Source organism: Fertoeibacter niger (assembly GCF_009380135.2).
Taxonomy (GTDB): domain Bacteria; phylum Pseudomonadota; class Alphaproteobacteria; order Rhodobacterales; family Rhodobacteraceae; genus Fertoeibacter; species Fertoeibacter niger.
On the sequence record NZ_WHUT02000003.1, the window covers coordinates 93528 to 111758 of the forward strand.

The following is an 18231-nucleotide window of genomic DNA, read 5'->3' on the forward strand; positions in this document are numbered from 1 at the left end:
GCAAAGGAATTCCCCATGTCCATCCGCGCCCTCACCGATCTTCTGGTGCGCCCTTTCGGCTACAAGACGATCCTCACGCCAAAGGGGTTCAGGATCACCAGGCGGCGTGGCAGCGAACTGGTCTATCTTCATCAATATGCGGGCGGTTACGACGAATACCGCGCCATGCAGGTCTTCACCAACAAGCGCAAGCTGAACAAGGTCTGGGCCGATGACGGCACGCTGGCCGCGGTGGCGGCACATCTGGCGGAACGGGGGGGCGCGGTGCAGCGGGGCATATGCCACGGGGCGCGCAACGGCTATGAGGTGGCGAAACTGCGCGAATTGACCGGGGCCGATGTGATCGGCACCGACATTTCCGAAACCGCCACGCAGTTTCCCGACATGGTGGTGTGGGATTTTCACCAGACCAACCCGGAATGGCTGGGGGCCTTCGATTTCGTCTACACCAATTCGCTGGATCAGGCGATGCAGCCCGATGTGGCGCTGGCGGCATGGGCCGGGCAACTGCGCCCCGGGGGCTGCGTCTTCATCGAACACACGATGGGCCATTCGGCGCAGGGCGCCTCGGAAATGGACCCGTTCGGCGCGCATCCCATGTGCATGCCCTATCTGTTCTTCCGCTGGGGCAAAGGCCTCTACACTCTGACAGAGATTCTGGAACCGGGGCCAAAGACCAACAACGGCCGGCAGGTCTGGATGTTCGTGCTGGAACCGGTGGCAACCCCGGTCGCACTGGAACAGGTGGCCTGACAGGCCGGGCTCAGGCCCTGGGCGCCCTGCTCCAGAACCGCACCATCAGCAGGGCCGCAGCCACCGTCAGGCCGATCACCAGCCCCAGCCACAGCCCCGGCCCGCCCATGCCCAACGGAAAGGCCAAGGCATAGCTGACCGGGATGCCGATCACCCAATAGCTGACAGCGGCCAGCCACATCGGCACCCGCGTATCCTGCACCCCGCGCAGGAGGCCCAGCGCCATGACCTGCACCGCATCGGCAATCTGGAACAGCGCGGCAAAGGCCAGCAGCACCGTGCCAAAGGCAATGATCTGCGCGCTTTCGGGTTTGGAGACATCCAGAAACAGCGCGATGATCGGCGCAGGAAACGTCAGGAACAGCGCCACCATCACCAGACCAAAGCCCAGCGACAGCGCGATGGCCACAAGCGCGCCGTCGCGCAGGCCCCGCGCATCGCCCATGCCCATGGCCCGGCCGGTGCGCACCGTGGCCGCATTCGACAGGCCCACATGCACCATGAAGGCAAGCGCCGCCACCTCCAGTGCTATGCCATGCGCGGCCAGTTCCACCGTGCCGATCCAGCCCATCATCAAGGCCGAGGCCTGAAACAGCCCGCCTTCGGCCAGTGACGTCAGCCCGATGGGCGTGCCCAGCCGGAACACCTGCCGCAGCGCGGGCCAGTCGGGTCGCCAGAACCGCTGGAACAGATGAAACCGGCGCAGCGCGGGCAGCCAGGCCGCATAGCCGCACAGCACCAGCAGCGTCAGCACCTGCACCGCGACGGATGCGATGGCCGCCCCCTGCACACCCAGTTCCGGCGCGCCCCAGTTGCCAAAGATCAGCGCCCAGTTCAGCCCGATATTGGCCACCACCGCCGCGATTGTGGCCCAAAGCACCACCTGCGTGCGCTCCAGCGCGGCAAGATAGCTTTTCAGCACCATCACCAGCAGCGCGGGGATCATGCCGAAACCGGCGATGCGCAGGTAATCCTGCGCCAGTTCCGCCACCTCGGGCTGTTGCGCCGCCGCCAGCAGGATCGCCTCTGACCACCAGAACAACGGATAGGTCAGCACGCCGAACCCGATCGACAGCCACAGCCCCATGCGCGTGTCGCGGCGCACCTGCGCCTCGTCCCCGCGGCCCAGCGCCTGCGCGACCATCGGCATCACCGCCTGCGCAAAGCCTGCGCCCAGGATGAAGGTGATGAAAAACACCGAAGCGCCCAGCACCACGGCGGCAAGTTCGGCTACGCCATACCAGCCCAGCATCACCGTATCGGTGACATGCAGCGCCATTTGCGCCAGATGGCTGCCGACCAGCGGCAGGCCAAGGGTCAGCGTGGCACGGGCGTGCTGGGGATAGGTCAGGATACGGGTCATGCGGGTTGACCTATCCCGGCGCACAGGGCGCGGCAAGATGCCACGAAAATCGGCAGCAAAAGAACGCGCGCAGCGTCGCGCGGGTTACAGGCTGCGCAGCAGCAACTGCCCCGCCACCAGCACGATGACCGCGCCACCGGTGATTTCCAGCAGCGGCAGGGCGCGGGCCAACCGTGCGCCGGGCAGCGCCAGCGCGCCCTCGCGCGCCCAGACCGACAGCGCCGCCACCGCCAGCGTCACCGTGGCCGTGCCCAGCGCCATCACATAGGCCCCGGCGATGCCGGCCGCTCCAATCTGCATCCGCCAGGTCAGGATCAGCAGGAACAGCGCCCCGGTGCAGGGCCTTATGGCAATGCCGCCGATCAGCAGCGCGGCGTCGCGCCAACTGGATACGTTTTCCACCTGATCCAGCGTGGGGCCGTGGGCATGGCCGCAGCCACAGTGCGCGTCATGCACATGGCCGGCGGGCATCGGCGCGGCCTGCGTGGCTGCAAAGGCAAAACCGGATGTGGCCGTGGCTGGCATGGGAAAGCCAAAGACCGGCCCGGGCGCAGGGCTGGGCGATGGTGCTGCGGCAGGGGCCGGTTCCATCCGCCCTGCGCCGCGCAGGCCACGGGCGATCAGCCACAGGCCAATGGCCGCGATGGCCGCATAGCCCAGCGGGTCAAGCCATTGTTCGGAAAAGCCCACCAGCCGTTCGCGCGTCCAGCCCAGCAGGGCGATCCCGGCATAGACCAGCGCCACCGCAGTGGTGGCCTGCGCCAGCGACGAGGCCAGTGCAATCGCCGCCAGCCGCGCCAGCGGCACCCGCCGCGCCATGCCATAGCCGCCGATCAGCACCTTGCCATGCCCCGGCCCCACCGCATGAAAGAACCCATAGCCGAAACACACCGCCAGCAGGGCCGCCAGCGCCCCCACCTCGCCGCCTTTCAGCCGCCGAAGGGCACCCGCCATGGCGTTCTGAACGGCGTGCTGGCTGTCGGCCGCCCAGCGTTCCAGCCCCGCCAGCGCGCCGCTGGCCCAGACCAGCGCCAGCACCGCCGCAACGGCAAGACCGAAGATCAGGAACCGGCGCTGCATGTGATCCGCGCCTCTTCGGAATAGGCGGCACCCACGGCGGGAAAGTCACCCTCGATGTCAACCGACCCCGCCAGTTCAGCAATGGCCGCCTGCAAAATCTGATCGGCAGCCTCGCGGTCAGGCTCGAACACCTGCACGCTGCAATCGGGCGCTGCGGTCAGAACCGGCGTGCCGGCAATGGCATAGGCGCTGTAGAACCCGGGGTCATAGACCTGCACCACCAGCGGATCGGCCACAGGGGCTACGGGGGCGGCAAACCGGCGCAGATGGGTCGAAGTGATCTTGCCATCGGCATAGCTGGCCGTCCATTCCTGCGGCGGGCCCAGATCCAGCGGTGCCGTGCCCAGCAGCGCATAGGTGTCGCCGGGAAAACCCGCCACCCACTGCATGTCAAAGCCGTCCAGCGCCGCCTGCTCGTCCGCCGTCAGCACGCCGTCGAAATCGGCATCCAGCCCGCGATCCTCCATCACCAGCAGCGAATAGAAGTCATCATAGGTCCAGGTGATGCGCAGGGCCGTCGCCTGGCCCGTGGCGTCAAAGATCACCTCAAGCCCGGTGTCGATGAATATATGCGGATGCGCCACCGCCATCGATGCGGGCATCAGCGCCGCCACCAGCATTCCGGCCCCCAGCCATTCGCGCATCGTCATTTGCCCCGCTTCGCCCCGATGCGCCAAGTCTAGCGCCGGTGCCCGGACAAGGCCAGTCCGCTGCGCATGGCTCGGCAGGGTGCTGCCCAGCATCAAAAGAACGAGGGCGACGGCGCTGTTGCACCGCCGCCCTGCCGGGGGAAAAGCTGCTGTGAAAAGCCAAGGCATTAAGACTTAGGTAACTTCTGCTTGATAGGGCCCCGCCCGATTCCCCGCATACCCCATATGCGGTAAGGCGGCAGAAACCGCAGCGGCCCGGCGCTAATCCGCGCATGGCAACAGCGGCTGCAGCCTGTCCAGCGCCAGTGGCCATTCCTGAAAGAACAGCAACTGGCCGCTGTCAGGCAGGAATGTCACGTCCAGCGCCGGAAAGTCGGGCATCAGTTCACGGACCGTCTGCATGGGTGTCTGCGGATCCTGATCGCCCTGCAACAGCACCACCGGCACATGCACCGCCTTCAGCACCGATGACCAATCCTTTTCCGACCCGATGCATTCGCGGGTAAACGCCTCATGCGCCGAACGTTTCGTGCCCAGACAGACCTCGGAACCCAGCAGCAGCGCCTCGCGCACCTCGGGGCGGGCAAAGGTGGCCATGTCGGCGGGCGAGCCACCGTTGACCTGCGCCAGAAACGCCTCTTTCCCCAGCCGCCGCGCCAAGGAAAACCCGGCCTGCACCAGAAATGGCAGCACCTTGGGCGCATAGCGGGCATTGGCCAGGATGAACCGCTGCCATTTGTCCATGCGGTCATACTGCGCCGCCGTGCGCAAAGGCAATTGCGCGGCGCAGCCCAGAATGCCGCTGACCAGCCCGGGGCGCAGCAGCGACAGATTAGCGGCAAAGCGCAGATCGGCCCCCAGACACAGCACCGCCACCCGGGTTATGCCCAAATGGTCCAGCACCGCCGCATAATCCAGCGTCACGCCGTGCAGATGGTCGGCCCCCTTGGCATGCGGGTCGCTGCGCCCGTAACCTGCCCTGACCGGCACGATAACGCGGATGCCCCGCGCCCGTGCCGCCTGTTCGGCTGTGGTAGGCCAGCGGATCAGGCCATAGTCGATATGCATGTAAAGGCAGGGCACTCCATCAGGCGCGCCGAATTCGATCCAGTCCAGCCGCCGCCCGTCGGCCAGCCGCAGCGTCTGGAAAGGCAGGTCGGCCAGCCCGCCGCGCGCACCCGGTGTGGGTGTATGGCCCAAGGGTGTCAGCGCCACATCCATCAGCCCCAGCACCACGCGCACCAGTTCCGACTGCGAATGCGTTTCCGTCTTGGCCAGGATCGACCGCAATTGCGTGCGCACCGTATCGACCGACCGGCCCCGCGCCCCGGCGATCTCCTTGACCGGAAGGCCAAGGGTGATGCCGCGCACGATCTCCACCTCGGCCGCCGTCAGACCGAACGCCTCCTGCACCGTCTGCTCGAACCCCTCGGGCCAGACCAGTTCGGTGGAAAGGATCAGCGCCAAAGGCCGCGCCTCGGCGCTTTCCACCGGGCTGACGCGCACGATCACCGGCCCGCCGGTCGTCAGCGACCTTATGCGCAGGGTGATCACCTTTTCCGCCTTGCCCGCCGCCACCTTGCGGATGACCCCGGCCAGCATCTCGACGTCATCCGCCTCGAACGGCAGTCTGGCCAGCGCGGCACCCTCGGCTATGCCAAAGGCCAGTGCCGCCGCACGGTTGCAGGCCGCCACCGTGCTGAAGCCGTCGCTGATGAAGGCGGCAGAGCGCGGAATGTCAGCCAGGATGGAACGGTAGCCACCATCGGCCCGTGTCGCCTCGAACCTGTCCAGAAACACGGCGGCGCGGCCCAGATGCGCCTCGATCTCGGGGTCGTCCAGCGGGATCACGCTGTCAACCGACCCTGCGCGCAAGGGGCCCACCCGGCCTTCCCAGACTTCCAGAAGGTCGGCCAGACGGATCGGGTCCAGCGCCACATCATAAAGCCGGTCAACGATCTCGGCCCGGTGCTCGCGGTCAACCAGTTGCGCCGCTATCTGGCCGGGTTCATGCTGTTTCATGGCTTTCACGATGTTCGGGGTTGGCGCAGCGTGGCCCCAAGCCATACCTGCGCGCAAGTGAATTCGCCCGGTTGGGACCATCGGCCGGGCTTTGCAAGCCGCAGCCATCCGGTTTACGCTGTCGCCGATCCGAAGGAGATACCGATGCTGACCCTTTACGGCGTTTACCGTTCCCGCGCCTCGCGCCCGCTGTGGCTGCTGGGCGAGCTTGGCCTTGAATTCCGGCATGTGCCGGTGATCCAGGCCTATCGTCTGGCGGATCATGCGGCGGCGGATGCGCCGCTCAACACCGCTTCGGCAGAGTTTGTGGCGATCAACCCCTTGGGGCAAATCCCCTGTCTGGATGATGACGGGCTGGTGCTGACGGAATCGCTGGCGATCACCCTTTATCTGGCGCGCAAGCAGGGCGGCCCGCTGGCCCCCGCCGATCTGGCCGAAGAGGCGCAGATGACGCAATGGGCGCTGTTCGCCGCCACGGCGGTCGAGGGGCCTGCGGTGGAAATGCTGTATATCTTCGCCGATGGCGGTGACGCCACGCCCGAGGGGCAGGCCGCCATTGCCATCGCCTGCGAAAAGCTGCGCCGCCCGCTGGCACGGTTGCAGGCCCATCTGGCGGCGCAGGCCCATCTGGTCGGCGACCGTTTCACCGTGGCCGATGTGAACACCGCCGAATGCGTGCGCTATGCGCAAAGCCACCCCTCGCTGCTGGCCGAATTCCCGGCGGTGAAGGCCTGGCTTGAGGCCTGCCAGGCCCGCCCGGCGTTTCAGGCGATGATGGCCGGGCGGATGGCGGAACCGGCGTAGGGTTTATTCCCCGGGCGCGCTGACATAGCGCGTCCAGGGATGTTCTTCGGCAAAGCCCAGCATCTCGCGGATCTTGCGGTTTGAAAACAGCGCCTCTTGCGGCCCCAGCGCGCGAGACAGCGGCACGTCAGGGTAGAACCGCCGCAGGATTTCCGCCGTGTCCAGATGCACGGAATTGGCGTCATTGCCCGCGTTGAAGATCTGGAAACCCAGCCCGTCCGTCGTCAGGCAACGCTGCACGATCTGGCCCAGATCGCGCGCATCAATATAGCAGAAGGCGTTGCGCAGCCGCACCGCCGGATCGGCAAAGAAACCGGGGAACAGCGTGGCGTATTCGTGCGGCTCGATCACATTGCCGATGCGCAGCGCATAGATGTCGGCCCCAGACCGGCGCTGAAAGGCGCGGGCGGTGATTTCATTGGCAACCTTGGACAGGCCGTAGCTGTCCATCGGATCGACATCGTAATCCTCCTCCAGCGGCAGCACCTTGGGGGACAGCGGGCCATCGTTGAAACAGATGCCATAGGTGGTTTCGGAACTGGCCACGATGATCTTGGTGATCCCAAGCTTTACCGCCGCCTCGATCACATTGTATGTGCCAACCGTGTTGATGCGGAACGTCTCGTTGTCGGGCCGGATCAATATGCGCGGCACGGCGGCGAAATGCACCACGGCATCAAAACGCGGCACGCCGGTGCCCCCCTCCAGCTCGGCGAAATTGGCATAGGCGGTCAGTGCGTTGAACATCTGCCCGCTGTCGGTGATGTCGGCGGTCAGATTGTCCACCCCGGGATGATCCAGCGGCACCAGATCGACATTCAGCACCCGGTGCCCCTGCGCCAGCAGATAGGGCACCACATGCCGCCCCGCCTTGCCCGATCCGCCGGTGAAAAGAATACGCATGATTGGCCCCCCTGTGCTGCGCTCTAACTAATGCCTCGACACACGACCGCAAGACCCTTTACCGACAGCACCAAGCGCGAGCCGCGCCTGGCCTTGGCACCGAAGGGTGGTGACGTGAAGTCTGCTTTCGTCTGGGCCAGCTTGACCGCGCCCCTTTAAGGCGGCGTAGCGAAACCGAGTTGGCCGACTGGTTGCGCAGGCGTTGCGGCGGAACCACCACCGCTTGCGTCACCTCGGGCGGGGTGGTCTAATCGCCCGTCACCTGCACCCACCACAAGAATCGAGCCACCATGCCGAACGACCTTCTTTCCGGCCAGCCTGACATCTATGACGCCTCCTCGATCGAGGTGCTGGAACCGCTGGAGGCCGTGCGCCTGCGCCCGGGGATGTATATCGGCGGCGTGGATGAGCGGGCCTATCACCATCTGGCCGCCGAGATTCTCGACAATTCGATGGACGAGGCGGTGGCAGGCCACGCCAACCGCATCGAGGTGGAACTGCACGCCGATGGCGCCCTGACCATCCGCGACAACGGACGCGGCATTCCGGTGGACCCGCATCCGAAATTTCCCGACAAATCCGCGTTGGAGGTGATCCTGTGCACGCTGCATTCGGGCGGCAAATTCAACGGCAAGGCCTATGAAACCTCGGGCGGGCTGCACGGCGTCGGCTCATCCGTCGTCAACGCGCTGTCGGATGTGATGAAGGTCGAGGTGGCGCGCAACCGCGAGCTTTATGCCCAAAGCTTTTCGCGGGGCAAACCGCAGGGGCCTATCGTGAAAGTCGGCCCCGCCCCTAACCGCCGTGGCACCTCGGTGATGTTCCATCCCGATCCGCAGATTTTTGCGCAGATGCAGTTCAAACCCGCGCGCCTGCTGAAAATGGCGCGGTCCAAGGCCTATATCTTTTCCGGTGTGGAAATCCGCTGGAAATCCGCGATCAACGATGGCGAAACCCCGCTCGAGGCGGTGTTCCACTTTCCAGGCGGGCTGGCGGACTATCTGAGCGACCAGTTGGAAAAGGCATCAACCTATGCCGACCGGCCGTTTGCGGGCAAGGTCGGGTTTCAGGAGAAATTCGGCGTGCCGGGGTCGGTCGAATGGGCGATCAACTGGACGGCGATGCGCGACGGGTTCATTCAATCCTATTGCAACACCGTGCCCACGCCCGAGGGTGGCACGCATGAGGCTGGGTTCTGGGCGGCGATCCTGAAAGGCATCCGCGCCTATGGCGAATTGGTGAAGAACCGCAAGGCGGAACTTATCACCCGCGACGACATGTTGACCGGGGGCTGCGCGCTGATTTCGGTGTTCATCCGCGAGCCGCAATTCGTGGGCCAGACCAAGGACCGGCTGGCCACCGAAGAGGCGGCGAAACTGGTGGAACAGGCGGTGCGCGACCATTTCGACAACTGGCTGGCGGCAGATACCAAATCGGCCGGGGCGATATTGGATTTTCTGGTGCTGCGCGCCGAGGAACGGCTGCGCAGGCGGGCGGAAAAGGAAACCGCGCGCAAGACGGCCACCAAAAAGCTGCGACTGCCGGGGAAATTGACCGATTGCTCGTCGAAAACCCGTGAAGGCACGGAATTGTTCATTGTGGAGGGTGACTCGGCCGGCGGATCCGCCAAGGGTGCCCGCAACCGCGAAACGCAGGCCCTGCTGCCGCTGAAGGGCAAGATCCTGAACGTGCTGGGGGCCGCCTCGGCCAAGCTGAACGACAATTCCGAGATCCGGGATATTTGCGAGGCTTTGGGCGTGGCGATGGGCACCAAGTTCCGCGTCGATGACCTGCGCTATGAAAAAATCATCATCATGACCGATGCCGATGTGGACGGCGCGCATATCGCATCGCTGCTGATGACATTCTTCTTCACCCAGATGCGCCCGATGATCGACAAGGGGCACCTCTATCTGGCCTGCCCGCCGCTTTATCGCCTGACGCAGGGGGCCAAGCGGCTGTATGTGGCCGATGATGTCGAAAAGGAACTGTGGCTGGCCAAGGGGTTGGGTGGCAAGGGCAAGATCGACGTGCAGCGGTTCAAGGGACTGGGCGAAATGGACGCCAAGGATCTGAAAGACACCACGATGAACCCCGAGACGCGCAAGCTGATTCGTGTCAGCATTGATGAGGATGAGCCGGGCGAAACGGGTGATCTGGTGGAACGGCTGATGGGCAAGAAGCCGGAGTTGCGGTTTCAGTATATCCAGGAGAACGCGCGGTTTGTGGAGGAATTGGATGTGTGAGGTCGATCGCCAGAAGCCATCTGGCGCAATGCACTGATCCCCCCCGCGATTTTGCACTGCGCGCTTGCCAAGGGGACTTGCCGCACTAACATTTTTGTTCATGCGCCATTTGCTCCCCCTCCTCCTCGTCGCCGCACCCCTGCATGCGCAGGAGGTGGACTTGGAACTGGTGCTACTGGCCGATGCCTCGGGTTCCATCACCCAATCCGAAATCGAGTTTCAGCGGCTGGGCTATGCCACGGCGATCACCGATCCGGCGGTGTTGAACGCCATCCGCAGCAACCTGACCGGCTCCATCGCCGTGACCTATGTGGAATGGGCGGCCAATCAGGCCATCGTGGTGGACTGGACGGTGATCGACAGCGCCGAATCTGCCGCCGGTTTCGCCGCCGCCCTGCTGCCCCCTCCGCGTCTGGCCAGCGGGCGCAATGCCATCGGCGCGGCGTTGCTGGAGGGCAAGCGGCTGATCGAGGACAACAGCATCACCGGGCTGCGGCGGGTCATTGACTTCTCGGGCGACAGCACCGGCAATTTCAGCGGACCAAGTATCGCCGAAGCGCGGGCCGAGGTGCTGGCGGCGGGCATCACCATCAACGGGTTGCCCATCGTCTGCCTGGACTGCTCGGGGGGCGAGCGGTCGGAACTGGCGCAGGATTACGAGCGGCAGATCATCGGCGGGCCGGGGGCCTTTGTGGTGGCCGCCGATGGCAACGCCAGCTTTGCCGAGGCCGTGCGCCGCAAGCTGATACTGGAGATTGCCGGCGATCTGCCGCCGGATGCCATCTTGCCTGCAATGGCCACCCCCGGCACACTGCTGGCGGATCGCTGAATGGGCCTTTCTTCGCCGAAACCGGGGCCTCAGGATGCGTCAACTTCGCAAAGAGGCGCGCCATGTCCCCCGAAACCCTGCGCTACGCGCTTGTGATGCTGGCCGCCGGGATCGGCATTCCGGTATTGGCCGCGCTGAATGCGCAATTGGGCGGGCGCATCGGATCACCCGCTGCAGCCGCCGCGATCCTGTTCGTGGTGGCCCTTTGCGGTGCCGTGGTGGTGATGCTGGCCACATCCGGCACCGCCGCGCTGGCACTTGCCACCGCACAGCCCAAACACCTGTTCCTGGCCGGTTTGCTGGTGGCGTTCTATGTGCTTTCGATCACCTGGGTGGCCCCGAAATTCGGCATTGGAAATGCGGTGTTCTTCGTGATCCTGGGCCAGATGATCTCGGCCAGCCTGATCGACCAGTTCGGCCTGTTCGGCACGGTGCAGAAATCGATCACCCTGACGCGGGCCGGAGGCATCGGGCTGATGGTGGCGGGCCTTGGGTTGATACAGCGCGGCTGACGTCATTCCTGAATCCTTTCGACATATTCTGCCAGTTGCACAAGACGGATGGGTGTCGGGGTGGCGATGCCGTCGCCCGCGTCGTAGCGCAGCATGTCGCCTTCCAGCAGCGGGCCGAAGGAGGGCATGACTGTGGTGCCGTCTGGTTTGGCATAGCCCCAGATTTTCGCCATGACGCGGCCTTTGGGGTAAGTGCCGCCATTGCCTGCGGCCAGCCGGGTCAGATCGGCGGGGCGACGGTCCAGCACATCGGCCATTTCGCCGCCGCCCCTGCCGTCAAGCCCGTGGCACGAGGCGCAATATGCCTCGAAATCCTCGGGGCCGGTCTGGGGTGGGGTTTTTGTGGGCATGACACAGGCGGCCAGCAGCACCGCAAAGGCGGTGGCGAGGATCGGGGCGGGCGGGATGGATGGCATGGCGGCCTCCTTGGCTGGGGCCAGCCAAGCACACAGGCAGCGCCGCCGCCCTGATCCAGATCAAATCAGGCGGGTTCAGGCTGGCGTGACCACCCGGCCCTTGTCCAGCCGCACCACCCGGTCCATCCGTGCCGCCAGATCAAGGTTATGCGTGGCGATCAGCGCGGAAAGCCCGGTGGCGCGCACCAGATCCATCAGGGCCGCGAAGACCTGGTCGGATGTGCCGGGATCAAGGTTGCCGGTGGGCTCGTCTGCCAGCAACAGGCGCGGGCCGTTGGCCAGTGCCCGGCAAAAGGCCACGCGCTGCTGTTCTCCGCCTGACAGCGCGGCCGGGCGGTGGTTGGCGCGGGGGGCGATGCCCACGCGGGCCAACAGATCCATCGCCCGGGCCTCGGCCGTGCTGCGCGCCACGCCATTGGCCAGTTGCGGCAGCACGATGTTTTCCAGCGCCGAAAACTCGGGCAGCAGGTGGTGGAACTGGTAGATGAATCCGATGTCGCGCCGCCGAGCGCCGGTGCGGGCCTTGTCGCCCAGCCCCGCCATGGCCTGCCCGCCGATTTCGACCACCCCGGCATCGGGCGTGTCCAAAAGCCCCGCGATATGCAGCAGCGTTGATTTGCCCGCGCCCGAGGGGGCCACCAGCGCCACAACCTCGCCCTTGGCCACCGACAGGCTGGCCCCGCGCAGCACGGTCACTTCGCCCGGTTTGCCGGTGTTGTAGGCCTTGGTCAGCCCGTCCAGCCGCAGCATCGTGTCACTCATAGCGCAGCGCCTCTACCGGGTTCATCCGGGCGGCGCGGCGCGCGGGAAACAGCGTGACGATGAACGACAGGCCCAGTGACAGGCTGACAGCCGACAGAACATCCCCCGGCAACAGTTTGGCCGGCAAGGCATAAATCCCCCTGATCGACGGATCCCACACGCCCCCTCCGGCCACATAGTTCACCAGCGAAAAGATCGGGTCGATGTAGAGGGCGAACAGGCACCCCAGCACCACCCCCATGGCCGTGCCCACCAGCCCGGTCGATGCCCCGCAGATGAAGAACACCCGCAGGATAGACCCTTCGGTCAGCCCCATGGTGCGCAGGATGCCGATGTCGCGGCCCTTGTTTTTCACCAGCATGATCAGGCCGGAAATGATGTTCATCGCCGCGATCAGCACCAGGATCGACAGGATGATGAACATCACATTGTCCTCGATATCCAGCGCGCGCAGAAAGGCCCCAGCCGAATCCCGCCAGGTCCACAGCAGGGCCGTTTCGCCCCCCGCCGCCAGCAGGGCGGGCATATAGGCATCAACGCCTTCGGGGTCGGCGACCATCACCTCCACCTCATCCGCCACGCCTTCGCGGTTGAAATAGCTCTGCGCCTCGGCCAGCGGCATGTAGATGCGGGTCTGGTCGATGTCATAGCGCCCGGCGGTAAAGACATAGACCACCTCATAGGCATTCACCCGTGGGCTGCTGCCAAAGGCGGTTTTCACCCCGTTGGGCGAGATCAACCGCATCCGGTCGCCCACCGTCAGCCCCAGCTTGCGCGCGATGCCCGATCCGATGGCAATGCCCCGGTCGAAATCGGCAATGTTGCCATAGGCATCGGCCCCCAGCCCCACGCGGGGAATGGTTTCCAGATCGGCGCGGCGCATGCCATACACCTCGGCCCCGGTGGTCACGTCATTGGCCGTGACCATGACCTGCCCCTTGACCACGGGTGCCGCCCGCACCACGCCCGGAATGGCGCGGATCTGTTCGGCAATCGGGTCGTAATCCACAAAGCCCGTGGCCAGTTGGCCCGTGTCCGTCACCCGCCCGGCGGAATAGACCGCCACATGGGCATTGGCCCCCAGGATGGTATCGACAAATTCCGCCCGGAAGCCCGCGCGCACCGCCAGCGTGGCAATCAGGGCGAACACCGCCAGCGTGATGCCGATCAGGCTGATCCAGGTCATCACCGACACGCCACCCTCGGCCCGCCGGGCCCGCAGATAGCGCCAGGCAATCATCCACTCAAAGGCGGCAAAGGGGGGGGTGCGGGGGGTCATGCGGTTCCTGCCATTTTGCGCGCACACTGCGTCTGGGCCGGGCAGAGGTCAAGCAGATCGCCCGCACAACTGCGTGGCCCCGCCGATGGCGCGCGGCGCGGGGCTTGCCGGGCGCAACTGCGGAATACCTGACCTTTCCGCAGGGGCCGCCTGCGGTATAGGTCTGACCCTGTCTTCCAAGGGATATGCTGATGACCTCTGCCCGGATGCGCCACGTCACCGCCGCCTGTGCCACGGCTTACGGCCCGCCCGAGGTCGTGGTGCTGCGCCAGATTGCCGCCGCGCCGCTGGGCGATGACGATCTGCGCATCGCCGTGCATCACACCACGGTATCTTCGGCCGATGTGCGGATCCGGGGCATGCGGGCACCGCGCGGCTTTGGCCTGATGATGCGCCTTATCTTTGGCATCACCCGGCCCCGCCAGCCCGTGCTGGGAACCGAGCTTTCCGGTATCGTCACCGAGGTGGGCCGCAAGGTGACGCGGTTTCGCCCCGGCGAGGCGGTGTTCGCCTTTCCGGGCGGGCGGATGGGCGCGCATGCGGCATCGGTGGTGATGCCACAGACGGGCCGGGTGCGGCCCGTGCCTGCGGGCGTGGCACTGGATGATGCGGCGGCGCTGTGCTTTGGCGGCACCACGGCGCTGGGGTATCTGCGCGACAAGCTGGCGCTGAAGCCCGGCGAAAGCCTGCTGGTGGTGGGGGCATCGGGCGCGGTTGGCACAGCGGCGGTGCAGATCGGGCGCGACATGGGTGCGCGGGTTACAGGGGTCTGTTCGGCGGGCAATGCGGAACTGGTGTTGGCGCTGGGGGCCGAACGGGTGATCGACTACCAGAGCCAGGATATTGCGCGCCTGCCCGACCGCTATGATGCGATACTGGACACTACCGGCCTGATGGCTTGGGCCAGCCACCGCCACCTGCTGACGCCAGAGGGGCGGCTGGCGCTGGTGGTGGCCAGCCTGCCGCAGATGCTGGCGGCGCTGCGGGCGGGCAAGCGCGTGGTCATGGGCCCTGCCCCCGAAACCACCGAAGCGATGGAGGCTTTGGCCGCCATGGCCGCGCGCGGGGCGTTCCGCCCGGTGATCGGCCACCGGCTGCCGTTTGACCAGATCGCCGCCGCGCATGCGCTGGTTGATACCGGCCACAAGCGCGGATCGGTGCTGATTACCCTGCCGGTTGCTGACGGTATGGCCACGGCCTGAACCCGCCCGCCGGTCGCAAGGCGGGCCGGTTGGCCCGCCCTGCCACAGCCTCAGGCAATCTCGGCGTAGATCTGCACCACCCGGTCCACCGCCATTTCCAGCGACATTTCCTCGCTGACGCCGGTGCGGCGCGAGGTCAGTTCCACCACCCCGTTGCCCAGCCCGCGCGGCCCGACGGTGATGCGCCAGGGCAGGCCGATCAGATCCATCGTGGCGAATTTCGCGCCCGCCCGTTCGTCGCGGTCATCATAAAGCGGCTCCAGACCCTTGGCGGTCAGCGCCTGATAAAGTGCTGCACAGGCGCTGTCGGTGGCGGTATCACCCTGTTTCAGGTTCACGATGCCCACGGCAAAGGGCGTGACGCCTTCGGGCCAGATGATGCCCTTGTCGTCGTGGTTCGCCTCGATGATGGCGCCCAGCAGGCGCGACACGCCGATGCCATGCGAGCCCATTTCCACCGGCACGCGGCTGCCGTCGGGCGTAACCACCGTGGCCCCCATCGCCTCGGAATATTTGGTGCCGAAATAGAAGATCTGCCCCACCTCGATGCCCCGCGCCGATTTGCGGCGTTCCTCGGGGATGGTTTCGAACAGCGCCGCGTCATGGGTTTCATCGGTGCGGGCGTAAAGCGTGGTGAATTCGGCGCAGACGGCGGCCACAGCCTCGCGGTCGTCGTAATCGACCTCGCGGCTTCCCAGCTTCAACTCGGTCACGGCAGAATCGTAGAACACCTCGGATTCGCCCGTGGCGGCCAGCACCAGAAATTCATGCGTGTCATCGCCGCCGATGGGGCCAGAGTCCGCCCGCATCGGGATCGCCGTCAGGCCCATACGCTCGTAAGTGCGCAGGTAGCTGACCATGTGGCGGTTGTAGGCATGCAGCGCCGCAGCCTTGTCCACGTCAAAGTTGTAGCCGTCTTTCATCAGGAATTCGCGGCCCCGCATCACGCCGAAGCGCGGGCGCATCTCGTCGCGGAACTTCCATTGAATGTGGTAAAGCGTCAGCGGCAGGTCTTTGTAAGACGACACATGGCTGCGGAAGATGTCGGTGATCATCTCCTCATTCGTGGGGCCATACAGCATTTCACGCTTCTGCCGGTCGGTGATGCGCAGCATTTCCTGGCCGTAATCGTCATAGCGCCCGCTTTCGCGCCACAGGTCGGCGGGTTGCAGCGTGGGCATCAGCAGCGGGATGTGGCCCGCGCGGGCCTGTTCCTCGTGCACGATCTGTTCGATGCGTTTCAGCACCCGATAGCCCAGCGGCAGCCAGGAATAGATGCCCGCCGCCTGCTGCTTGATCATCCCCGCGCGCAGCATGTAGCGGTGCGAGACGATCTGCGCCTCGGCAGGGTTTTCTTTCAGGACAGGCAGGAAATAGCGGGACAGACGCATGGCGGCCTCGGGCTTGAGTGTTTCAACCGGGTGTAGGCGAGCCTTGCAGGGCAGGCAAGCGCCACCGCAGCCCCGATACGCCCGGCGGCGGCGAAATGGCCAAAGCAGTGCGCAAAATGCCCGGCGCACCGGCTGTCATCCGCCTTTCACTTGCAAGCCAGACAGGGCTGCGCCATGTGTTCTGCACAGCAACGGAGGCGGAACATGGCATTGCCCGTGCAACAACAAGCGAAATACTGGGGCCTTTCGGCGGCCGTGTTCCTGCTGATGCTGTGGCTGCTGGGCGATGTGATCCTGCCGTTTCTGGTGGGCGGGGCGATTGCCTATTTCCTTGATCCGCTGGCCGACCGGTTGCAGCGCGCCGGGATGAACCGGGTTGCAGCCACCGCGACGATATCGGTGGGCATGTTGCTGATGGCAGTGCTTCTGGTGCTGGCGGTCATTCCCACGCTGATCAGCCAGTTGAGCGCGCTGGTGAACGCGGCACCCGACATTTTCCGCCAGTTGCAGACCTTCCTGACGGAACGTTTTCCGCAGCTCAGCGACGAGACCAGCACCATCCGCCAGACCCTGCTGTCGATCGGCGAGACGATCAAGGAACGTGGCGGCGAACTGGCCAACACGGTGATCGGCTCGGCGCTGGGCGTGATCAATGCCGTGGTGTTCATGGTCGTGGTGCCTGTGGTGTCGTTCTATCTGCTGCTGGACTGGGACAACATGGTGGCCAAGGTAGACAGCTGGATACCGCGCGACCATGCGCCCACCGTGCGCCGTCTGGCGCGCGACATCGACCGCGTGCTGGCCGGTTTCGTGCGCGGGCAGATTTCGGTCTGTCTGGTGCTGGGCACGTTTTACTCCATCGCGCTGATGCTGGCGGGGTTGCAATTCGGGCTGATCGTGGGGGCGATTGCCGGGGCGATCACGTTCATCCCCTATATCGGCGCGCTGGTGGGCGGGGCCCTGGCCATCGGGCTTGCGCTGTTCCAGTTCTGGGGCGACTGGTTTTCCATCGGGCTGATTGCCGCGATCTTTGCCATCGGGCAGTTTCTGGAAGGCAACATCATCACCCCGCGCCTTGTGGGCAACTCGGTGGGGCTGCACCCGGTCTGGCTGCTGTTCGCGCTGTCGGCCTTTGGTGCGCTGTTCGGCTTTGTGGGCTTGCTGGTGGCGGTGCCGGTGGCGGCGGCGCTGGGTGTTCTGCTGCGCTTTGCGTTCGAGCAATACAAGACCAGCCGCCTGTATCAGGGGCTGGAGGCCCCGCCCCCCGATGACGAGGATCCGCGTTGAGCGGACAGTTGGCCTTCGACCTGCCGGGCCGCACCGCCCTGCACCGCGATGATTTCTTTGTGTCGCCCGCCAATGCGCTGGCGCTGGCCACGGTGGACGGCTGGCGCGACTGGCCGCAGGGCAAGTTGCTGCTGCTGGGGCCACGCGGCGCGGGCAAGACGCATCTGGCGCATATCTGGGCGGCGGCGGCCGGGGCAAGGCTGGTGCCCGCAACCGCGCTGGCCTGTGCCGATCTGCCGCGTCTGGCCGCCAGCGGTGCCGTGGTGGTCGAGGATGCGGCCCTGCTTGCGGGCGATCCGGCTGGCGAAGAGGCGCTGTTTCATCTGCACAACCTGCTGGTCGCGGGCCGGGGCGCGCTGCTGATCACCGCCGATCGCCCGCCGCGCGACTGGGGCCTTGCCCTGCCCGATCTGGCCAGCCGCATGCAGGGCACCGCATTGGCGCATCTGGCCCCGCCCGATGATGCGCTGCTGTCGGCGGTGCTGGTCAAGCTGTTCGCCGACCGCCAGATCAACGTGCCGCCCAGCCTGATCCCCTATCTGGTGGCACGGATGGACCGTTCCTTTGCCGCCGCCAATGCGCTGGTGGCAGCACTTGACGCGCGGGCATTGGCGCTGGGGCGGTCGATCACCCGCAATCTGGCCGCCGAACTGCTGGACCCGTCATGACAGCGCGGCAAAAACTGTCATAATCCTTTCACGCAGCGCACCGATAAGCGGCGCAAACCCCTGA

Annotated in this window: 17 protein-coding genes; 8 read left to right on the forward strand and 9 right to left on the reverse strand. The window is 65.6% G+C overall.

The genetic code is table 11. The annotated features are described in order from the left end of the window. Window positions 1-15: 15 nt before the first annotated feature. Window positions 16-753 (forward strand): class I SAM-dependent methyltransferase, encoded by a 738-nt coding sequence (locus tag GEU84_RS06070; protein ID WP_152824914.1) that lies wholly within the window; start codon window positions 16-18, stop codon window positions 751-753. A gap of 10 nt (window positions 754-763) precedes the next feature. On the opposite strand, the gene GEU84_RS06075 is transcribed toward GEU84_RS06070, so the two are convergent. The 4 genes from GEU84_RS06075 to GEU84_RS06090 all read right to left on the reverse strand — a co-directional run bounded on the left by GEU84_RS06075 (window position 764) and on the right by GEU84_RS06090 (window position 5868). Further along, window positions 764-2116 (reverse strand): MATE family efflux transporter, encoded by a 1353-nt coding sequence (locus GEU84_RS06075; protein WP_152824912.1) that lies wholly within the window; start codon window positions 2114-2116, stop codon window positions 764-766. Between the two features lie 84 nt (window positions 2117-2200). Continuing rightward, window positions 2201-3196, reverse strand: coding sequence for a nickel/cobalt transporter (locus tag GEU84_RS06080; RefSeq protein ID WP_241427598.1), 996 nt, complete (start codon window positions 3194-3196; stop codon window positions 2201-2203). Next, complete coding sequence (locus tag GEU84_RS06085) at window positions 3178-3846, reverse strand: DUF1007 family protein (protein ID WP_241427599.1); 669 nt, start codon at window positions 3844-3846, stop codon at window positions 3178-3180. The genes GEU84_RS06080 and GEU84_RS06085 overlap by 19 nt, the downstream gene beginning before the upstream one ends. 261 nt (window positions 3847-4107) lie before the next feature. Then, window positions 4108-5868: a bifunctional helix-turn-helix transcriptional regulator/alpha/beta hydrolase gene (locus tag GEU84_RS06090; RefSeq protein ID WP_174539354.1), complete on the reverse strand. Its 1761-nt coding sequence runs from the start codon at window positions 5866-5868 to the stop codon at window positions 4108-4110. 144 nt (window positions 5869-6012) lie between these two features. Here GEU84_RS06090 and GEU84_RS06095 point away from each other — a divergent pair, with 144 nt between their 5' ends. Continuing rightward, entirely contained in the window at window positions 6013-6672 is a 660-nt protein-coding gene (locus tag GEU84_RS06095; protein WP_152824908.1) for a glutathione S-transferase family protein, read from the forward strand. 3 nt (window positions 6673-6675) lie between these two features. Here the strand turns inward: GEU84_RS06095 and GEU84_RS06100 are convergent, their stop codons facing one another. Continuing rightward, on the reverse strand, window positions 6676-7575 hold the full coding sequence (locus tag GEU84_RS06100; protein ID WP_152824906.1) for an NAD-dependent epimerase/dehydratase family protein: 900 nt from the start codon (window positions 7573-7575) through the stop codon (window positions 6676-6678). A gap of 290 nt (window positions 7576-7865) precedes the next feature. On the opposite strand from GEU84_RS06100, the gene parE reads away from it, so the two are divergent. The 3 genes from parE to GEU84_RS06115 all read left to right on the forward strand — a co-directional run bounded on the left by parE (window position 7866) and on the right by GEU84_RS06115 (window position 11162). After that, window positions 7866-9821 carry a DNA topoisomerase IV subunit B gene (gene parE / locus GEU84_RS06105; protein ID WP_152824904.1) on the forward strand — a complete coding sequence of 652 codons (1956 nt, stop codon included), beginning with the start codon at window positions 7866-7868 and terminating at the stop codon, window positions 9819-9821. Window positions 9822-9921: 100 nt separating this feature from the next. Continuing rightward, the gene (locus GEU84_RS06110; protein ID WP_152824901.1) at window positions 9922-10650 is read left to right on the forward strand and encodes a DUF1194 domain-containing protein; all 729 of its coding nucleotides are present in this window, start codon (window positions 9922-9924) and stop codon (window positions 10648-10650) included. Between the two features lie 62 nt (window positions 10651-10712). After that, window positions 10713-11162, forward strand: a complete 450-nt coding sequence (locus GEU84_RS06115) for a DMT family transporter (RefSeq protein ID WP_241427600.1) — start codon at window positions 10713-10715, stop codon at window positions 11160-11162. A 2-nt stretch (window positions 11163-11164) separates the two neighbouring features. Here GEU84_RS06115 and GEU84_RS06120 read toward each other — a convergent pair whose 3' ends face one another. From GEU84_RS06120 to GEU84_RS06130, 3 genes are all read right to left on the reverse strand, one after another. After that, on the reverse strand, window positions 11165-11578 hold the full coding sequence (locus GEU84_RS06120; protein WP_152824899.1) for a c-type cytochrome: 414 nt from the start codon (window positions 11576-11578) through the stop codon (window positions 11165-11167). 75 nt (window positions 11579-11653) lie between these two features. Next, on the reverse strand, window positions 11654-12340 hold the full coding sequence (locus tag GEU84_RS06125; RefSeq protein WP_152824897.1) for an ABC transporter ATP-binding protein: 687 nt from the start codon (window positions 12338-12340) through the stop codon (window positions 11654-11656). Continuing rightward, window positions 12333-13619, reverse strand: coding sequence for a lipoprotein-releasing ABC transporter permease subunit (locus GEU84_RS06130; RefSeq protein WP_152824895.1), 1287 nt, complete (start codon window positions 13617-13619; stop codon window positions 12333-12335). The genes GEU84_RS06125 and GEU84_RS06130 overlap by 8 nt, the downstream gene beginning before the upstream one ends. Window positions 13620-13810: 191 nt before the next feature. Between GEU84_RS06130 and GEU84_RS06135 the strand changes: the two genes are divergently transcribed. Further along, window positions 13811-14821, forward strand: coding sequence for an NAD(P)-dependent alcohol dehydrogenase (locus tag GEU84_RS06135; protein ID WP_174539355.1), 1011 nt, complete (start codon window positions 13811-13813; stop codon window positions 14819-14821). A gap of 50 nt (window positions 14822-14871) precedes the next feature. On the opposite strand, the gene proS is transcribed toward GEU84_RS06135, so the two are convergent. After that, window positions 14872-16212 carry a proline--tRNA ligase gene (gene proS, locus GEU84_RS06140; protein WP_152824891.1) on the reverse strand — a complete coding sequence of 447 codons (1341 nt, stop codon included), beginning with the start codon at window positions 16210-16212 and terminating at the stop codon, window positions 14872-14874. A gap of 204 nt (window positions 16213-16416) precedes the next feature. Between proS and GEU84_RS06145 the strand changes: the two genes are divergently transcribed. Further along, window positions 16417-17499 (forward strand): AI-2E family transporter, encoded by a 1083-nt coding sequence (locus tag GEU84_RS06145; protein WP_152824889.1) that lies wholly within the window; start codon window positions 16417-16419, stop codon window positions 17497-17499. Further along, the gene (locus tag GEU84_RS06150) at window positions 17496-18167 is read left to right on the forward strand and encodes a P-loop NTPase family protein (protein WP_152824887.1); all 672 of its coding nucleotides are present in this window, start codon (window positions 17496-17498) and stop codon (window positions 18165-18167) included. Before GEU84_RS06145 ends, GEU84_RS06150 begins: the two co-directional genes overlap by 4 nt. Window positions 18168-18231 lie beyond the last annotated feature (64 nt).

Coding starts and splice junctions, on each gene's coding strand:
- GEU84_RS06070 (WP_152824914.1), top strand. CDS start 16: ATGTCCATCCGCGCCCTCACCGATCTTCTGGTGCGCCCTTTCGGCTAC.
- GEU84_RS06075 (WP_152824912.1), bottom strand. CDS start 2,116: ATGACCCGTATCCTGACCTATCCCCAGCACGCCCGTGCCACGCTGACC.
- GEU84_RS06080 (WP_241427598.1), bottom strand. CDS start 3,196: ATGCAGCGCCGGTTCCTGATCTTCGGTCTTGCCGTTGCGGCGGTGCTG.
- GEU84_RS06085 (WP_241427599.1), bottom strand. CDS start 3,846: ATGACGATGCGCGAATGGCTGGGGGCCGGAATGCTGGTGGCGGCGCTG.
- GEU84_RS06090 (WP_174539354.1), bottom strand. CDS start 5,868: ATGAAACAGCATGAACCCGGCCAGATAGCGGCGCAACTGGTTGACCGC.
- GEU84_RS06095 (WP_152824908.1), top strand. CDS start 6,013: ATGCTGACCCTTTACGGCGTTTACCGTTCCCGCGCCTCGCGCCCGCTG.
- GEU84_RS06100 (WP_152824906.1), bottom strand. CDS start 7,575: ATGCGTATTCTTTTCACCGGCGGATCGGGCAAGGCGGGGCGGCATGTG.
- parE (WP_152824904.1), top strand. CDS start 7,866: ATGCCGAACGACCTTCTTTCCGGCCAGCCTGACATCTATGACGCCTCC.
- GEU84_RS06110 (WP_152824901.1), top strand. CDS start 9,922: ATGCGCCATTTGCTCCCCCTCCTCCTCGTCGCCGCACCCCTGCATGCG.
- GEU84_RS06115 (WP_241427600.1), top strand. CDS start 10,713: ATGTCCCCCGAAACCCTGCGCTACGCGCTTGTGATGCTGGCCGCCGGG.
- GEU84_RS06120 (WP_152824899.1), bottom strand. CDS start 11,578: ATGCCATCCATCCCGCCCGCCCCGATCCTCGCCACCGCCTTTGCGGTG.
- GEU84_RS06125 (WP_152824897.1), bottom strand. CDS start 12,340: ATGAGTGACACGATGCTGCGGCTGGACGGGCTGACCAAGGCCTACAAC.
- GEU84_RS06130 (WP_152824895.1), bottom strand. CDS start 13,619: ATGACCCCCCGCACCCCCCCCTTTGCCGCCTTTGAGTGGATGATTGCC.
- GEU84_RS06135 (WP_174539355.1), top strand. CDS start 13,811: ATGACCTCTGCCCGGATGCGCCACGTCACCGCCGCCTGTGCCACGGCT.
- proS (WP_152824891.1), bottom strand. CDS start 16,212: ATGCGTCTGTCCCGCTATTTCCTGCCTGTCCTGAAAGAAAACCCTGCC.
- GEU84_RS06145 (WP_152824889.1), top strand. CDS start 16,417: ATGGCATTGCCCGTGCAACAACAAGCGAAATACTGGGGCCTTTCGGCG.